A 5,130-nucleotide genomic window follows, 5' to 3' on the forward strand; every position below is an offset into this window, starting at 1 on the left:
GATGCCTGCCCGGGATGCAAATTCGTCTTGAGCAATACCTTGAGCGACGCGCGCAACGCGCACGGCCTGTCCGAAGGCCAACGCTGGTTCGGATTCATACGTCGATGTGCCAGCGGGGCGGCCTGGCTGAATAGTGGGCTTCTGCATTTGCAGAAGCGTCGGACAAACCTCTGAAATTAACCACGTTAAATTTATAGACGTTAAAGTTCACTCTTGCTTATCATATGGGCTCCTCCTTGACCTGATTAGCCGCCTCTGCGGTGCCCTTATGCACAACGCTACCGGCCAGTCCCCCCGTCTCAGGCTCGCCATAGCGCCAGGCGCGCCGTCGCCACAGTTGTCGGCACTGCTGGCGCTGCAACGCGCGGAAGAGCCCGATGTCGCTCTCGCCTTCTTTGAGGTTTCAGGTCGCGATCTGCATGCGGGACTACATGACGGCCGTTACGACGCGGGGGTTTCAATTCAGGTATCGAGCGACGCGGCGCTTAAAGCGCAGCCGTTGTGGGCCGAGTGCATGGCCGTCGCCATGCCGCTACGATTTCCATTGCTTGATCAGGCGACACTCACGATCGCCGATCTGCTGGACTTCGCCCTGTATCGCTGGCAGGCGGAAATCTGTTCCAAGTTGGATGAGCGGCTTTCCACGCCCCTGCCGACAGGTCGACAGAACATCCGGTACGTCACTTCGTTTGGCCTGTTGGCCACGTGGGTCGCGGCCGGCTACGGCGTCGGGGTGTCCGCGCAATCGCGCATCGAGCACGCTCACAGATGGGGGATCACGATGCGGCCGCTCATCGATGGCCCCTACGAGATCGTGACACACCTGCAGCGGCCCCAGGAGCCAACCAGTTCCGTTGTGGAGCGATTCGAGCGAAGAGCGTTGCAGGTCGCAAGGGCGAGTGCTGCATAGTGGACGCGCTCTTGAGGACTGGATTGGTCAGGAATACGCGCCGGCTACGCTGCTCACGCTACCGCGATGCGTTTTCGAGTGAACGTGCCACGCGGTTGACTGCGCCGTGGGTTAGATGCGACTCGACCATCGCACGGCTGAATTCTCCAAGTGGGCGGCAGCCTCGAAACAGCGTAGCACCCGCTAGGAAGGCTGACGCGTACCGGAAGATGTCGAATTCAGTTCTCCATTATTGGCCGGAAAGATCGATATTCCTTCACGTTGATTTTGAATATCATCTGCCTTAATTTCATTGTTTCCGACCGGATACGCCAATGACCGAATTAATAGCTGTCGTCACAATCACCTTGCTGGCCGTCATCAGCCCTGGGCCGGACTTTGCAACGGTTACGCGCAATAGCTTGATGCTGTCGCGCCGCGCGGGCGTGCTGACCGCATTGGGCATAGGCTTAGGCATACTGGTACATATCACCTATACGTTGATCGGCGTGGGCCTGCTAATCCAGCAATCGCTTTGGTTGTTTAACACCATCAACTGGTCGGTGCTGCCTATCTAATTTATCTCGGCATAAAAATGCTGTGCACGAAAGCTGGCGGCGCACTGACCGAAAAGCGTATGGCGCCGCTCTCGGATGGCGCTGCGCTGCGTACCGGTTTCCTGACCAATACGCTGAACCCCAAAGCCACGGTATTCATCGTCAGCCTGTTTATGCAGGTGGTGCGGCCCGACACTCCGCTGGCAGTGCAGATTGGCTATGGCGCTTTCATCGCTGCGGCGCACATGGGCTGGTTTAGCCTGGTGGCCTTATGCTTCTCTGCCGGTGCCGTGCGCGATCGTCTGCTGGCTTTCCGCCATTGGATCGACCGTGCCTTCGGCGGGCGGCTGGTCGGCTTCGGAGTACTGATAGCGGTGGCCCGGCGCTGATTGCGTCGGGCATTGCCCTCGCTGCGCGTGCCTTCCTTTTAGCGTGAGCCATGTCGCAGTAAGAGTTGGAGTACAGCGATTGATGCCCGCTTTACGGCCAGTGTTATGCCGAATTGCGGGCTCGACAACCTAACGATTGGCATCTATTGCGATTCTCGAATAGGTAGCAAGTTCAAGAATGTTTTCAGAATCGGCGCAATGTGATCGTGACGGTAGATACAACTGACCGGTACAGTGGCCTTGGAGCCCACGAGTTCAGTGAAGCCGAAGTCAGGCCACGAAATCATGGCTACTGTCTCGGGAACAATTGTCACGCCGACGCCGGCCAACGCCAGAGCCATGGCTGCATTGACGTCTTCAACTATGGCGACAACCTTTGGCTCCACTCGCGCGTTTTTGAATACGCCGATGACTTCGTCTGCGAAACTGGGGCGTCCTTCTCGCGGGAACAGGATCAAGGGCTCGTTACGAAGCGCGCTGCAATGAACTTGCTCACCAAACGAGCGAGCGCGCGACTTTTGCGCACCCAGAAATAGCCTCTCATTGGTTACGTTTCGGACAACTACACCCTCCTGATAGGGGTAGAAACGCCCGAACCCGATATCGATGGTGCCAGCGTCCAGCGCTTCAATCTGGCGGTTCTTGCTCATCTGCGTCAAGGACACAGTTGCCGAGGGAGCAACCGACAAGAGTTGCCGCAGCAGTAGCGGTAGCGTATGCAAAACGACGGTTCCGAAATAGGCGACGCGCAATTCCCCGATTTCACCGCGCGATGCTGCACGTGATCTCACCCTTGAGATCTCGGTAACGTGCAGTAGGCGCCTGGCATCCTCTAAAAATGTTGTACCCGCTGCCGTCAATTCGACGCCGCGGTGCGTGCGTTCAAACAGCACCACGCCGAGATCCTGTTCCAGGGCCTGTATTTGGCGGGTAATGGGCGGCTGGGAAATATGCAGGCGTCTTGCCGCAGCACCGATATTTCCCTCTTCTGCGACCGCGATGAAATAGCGAAGCTGCCGAAATTCCATTTAAGACCTCTGGTTTTCCCTAGGGGTGGACACCGCTAAGCCATACCGATCCCGTATTGCAAAGGCTAAAAAAAGGTATTGGACCGCATGACACGCGAATCTTAGCATTCATGTTTGAAGCACCAACTCATCGGTGTTTCAACCATGAGATCTTGAAAGGAGACGAGTCATGGATAAACGAGTTGCCGAGGTCGCAGGCGCGATCGTCGAGGCAGTACGCAAAATTTTGCTGGACAAGCGCGTCACGGAAGCCGAATACCGCGCGGGTGTCGACTATCTCACCGAGGTCGCACAGACGCGGGAAACCGCGCTGCTTCTGGACGTTTTCCTGAACAGCACCATCATCGAAGGCAAGGCGTGGCGCTCGCGGACCTCTGCGCCTGCGATCCAGGGGCCGTACTTCCTGGAAGGTGCTCCTGTAGTTGAAGGCGTCCTCAAGACCTACGATACCGACGACCACAAACCGCTGATCATTCGCGGTACGGTGCGCTCGGACACGGGCGAGTTGCTCGCTGGCGCTGTCATCGACGTGTGGCACTCGACGCCTGATGGCTTGTACAGCGGGATCCACGACAACATCCCCGTGGACTACTACCGCGGAAAACTCGTGACGGATTCCCAGGGCAACTTTCGCGTGCGCACCACGATGCCAGTGCCATACCAGATCCCCTACGAGGGGCCGACTGGGCGTCTGCTGGGCCACCTGGGCAGCCATACCTGGCGTCCGGCGCACGTGCACTTCAAGGTGCGCAAGGACGGTTTCGAACCGTTGACCACGCAATACTACTTCGAAGGGGGCAAATGGGTGGACGATGACTGCTGTCACGGCGTCACCCCCGACCTGATTACGCCCGAGACGATCGAGGACGGGGTGCGGGTCATGACCCTGGACTTCGTAATCGAGCGTGAGCAGGCCGAGCAACGCAAGTCGGCTACGGAGACAGTGGCATGAAGATCGAAGCGATCGATGTGACGCTGGTGGACGTCCCAGCTTCGCGTCCCATCCAGATGTCGTTTACCACGGTGCAGAAGCAGAGCTATGCGATCGTGCAGATCCGTGCGGGCGGGCTTGTCGGCATCGGCGAGGGCAGCAGCGTAGGTGGGCCGACTTGGAGTTCCGAATGCGCTGAAACCATCAAGGTCATCATCGAAACGTACTTGGCGCCGCTCCTGATCGGCAAGGACGCGACAAATCTGCGAGAGCTCCAGCACTTAATGGAGCGCGCCGTAACCGGAAACTATTCGGCCAAGGCGGCCATCGACGTTGCGCTGCATGATCTGAAGGCACGCTCTCTGAACCTGCCGCTGAGCGATTTGATCGGCGGCGCGATCCAGCAGGGCATCCCCATTGCCTGGACCCTGGCGAGCGGCGACACGCAGCGGGACATCGCAATCGCCGAGGAAATGATCGAGCGGCGCCGGCACAACCGGTTCAAGATCAAGCTTGGCGTGCGCTCCCCGGCAGATGATTTGCGCCATATCGAGAAGATTATCGAGCGCGTCGGTGACCGTGCTGCGGTGCGGGTCGATATCAACCAGGCCTGGGATGAGAACACGGCATCGGTGTGGATTCCGCGCCTGGAGGCGGCCGGTGTCGAACTGGTCGAACAGCCGGTGGCACGCAGCAACTTCGATGCGCTTCGGCGCCTGTCGGCCGACAACGGGGTGGCCATCCTGGCCGATGAAAGCCTGAGCTCGCTGGCGTCCGCCTTCGAACTGGCGCGCCATCATTGCGTCGACGCCTTCTCGCTGAAGCTGTGCAACATGGGCGGGGTGGCAAATACCCTCAAGGTCGCTGCGATCGCGGAAGCCTCGGGCATTGCGTCCTATGGGGGCACCATGTTGGATTCATCAATCGGCACCGCTGCTGCTCTCCATGTGTATGCCACATTGCCGACGATGCCCTTCGGATGTGAACTGCTAGGGCCCTGGGTGTTAGCCGACACGCTTACGCAGACCCAACTCGAGATCAAGGACTTCGAGATTCGGTTGCCCTCGGGTCCTGGGTTGGGTGTTGATATCGATCCGGACAAGCTGCGCCACTTCACCCGCGCGGGTTGATTGAAGTCAGTTAGGGGAAAATCACCATGTTGTCTCGTTTATCAATTCGTTTGGTCGTCTGGCTAGGCTGCGTAGGCTGTGTGGTCACTGGGCGCAGATCGAGCAAAACCAGGGCTTTATCCGCCTGGTCGACGATTTCCTTGCCACGGAGGATTGATCTTGAAACCGGAGTGAGCACCAGGTCAGAACCTGTCAGATTTTTTGTG

At 58.4% G+C, this 5,130-nt stretch carries 5 protein-coding genes and 2 pseudogenes; 4 read left to right on the forward strand and 3 right to left on the reverse strand.

What is annotated here, in order from left to right; translation table 11 throughout:
- Nucleotides 1–147, reverse strand: a pseudogene (locus tag K206_RS44505) (transcriptional regulator); the annotation flags it as partial.
- Between the two features lie 121 nt (nt 148–268).
- Here K206_RS44505 and K206_RS0135270 point away from each other — a divergent pair.
- Nucleotides 269–910 carry a substrate-binding domain-containing protein gene (locus K206_RS0135270; RefSeq protein WP_011489351.1) on the forward strand — a complete coding sequence of 214 codons (642 nt, stop codon included), beginning with the start codon at nt 269–271 and terminating at the stop codon, nt 908–910.
- 314 nt (nt 911–1,224) lie between these two features.
- Nucleotides 1,225–1,835: pseudogene (locus K206_RS40310) on the forward strand (LysE family translocator).
- 143 nt (nt 1,836–1,978) lie between these two features.
- Here the strand turns inward: K206_RS40310 and K206_RS42270 are convergent.
- On the reverse strand, nt 1,979–2,863 hold the full coding sequence (locus K206_RS42270) for a LysR substrate-binding domain-containing protein (RefSeq protein ID WP_012248462.1): 885 nt from the start codon (nt 2,861–2,863) through the stop codon (nt 1,979–1,981).
- A gap of 169 nt (nt 2,864–3,032) precedes the next feature.
- On the opposite strand from K206_RS42270, the gene K206_RS0135280 reads away from it, so the two are divergent.
- Both K206_RS0135280 and K206_RS0135285 read left to right on the forward strand, forming a co-directional pair.
- A complete protein-coding gene (locus K206_RS0135280) occupies nt 3,033–3,815 on the forward strand; it encodes a chlorocatechol 1,2-dioxygenase (protein ID WP_020206961.1) in 783 nt (260 codons plus the stop codon).
- Nucleotides 3,812–4,924: a muconate cycloisomerase family protein gene (locus tag K206_RS0135285; protein WP_011489354.1), complete on the forward strand. Its 1,113-nt coding sequence runs from the start codon at nt 3,812–3,814 to the stop codon at nt 4,922–4,924. Before K206_RS0135280 ends, K206_RS0135285 begins: the two co-directional genes overlap by 4 nt.
- Before the next feature lie 10 nt (nt 4,925–4,934).
- Here the strand turns inward: K206_RS0135285 and K206_RS44510 are convergent.
- Nucleotides 4,935–5,130 (reverse strand): hypothetical protein (locus tag K206_RS44510; RefSeq protein ID WP_231401730.1); only part of this gene is annotated, 196 nt, incomplete at its 5' end.

Origin of the sequence: Cupriavidus sp. WS (genome assembly GCF_000395345.1) — a bacterium.
Taxonomy (GTDB): Bacteria; Pseudomonadota; Gammaproteobacteria; order Burkholderiales; family Burkholderiaceae; genus Cupriavidus; species Cupriavidus basilensis_B.

What these genes read in the sequence shown, in the direction of transcription:
- K206_RS0135270 (WP_011489351.1), top strand. Translation starts at nt 269, where the DNA reads ATGCACAACGCTACCGGCCAGTCCCCCCGTCTCAGGCTCGCCATAGCG.
- K206_RS42270 (WP_012248462.1), bottom strand. Translation starts at nt 2,863, where the DNA reads ATGGAATTTCGGCAGCTTCGCTATTTCATCGCGGTCGCAGAAGAGGGA.
- K206_RS0135280 (WP_020206961.1), top strand. Translation starts at nt 3,033, where the DNA reads ATGGATAAACGAGTTGCCGAGGTCGCAGGCGCGATCGTCGAGGCAGTA.
- K206_RS0135285 (WP_011489354.1), top strand. Translation starts at nt 3,812, where the DNA reads ATGAAGATCGAAGCGATCGATGTGACGCTGGTGGACGTCCCAGCTTCG.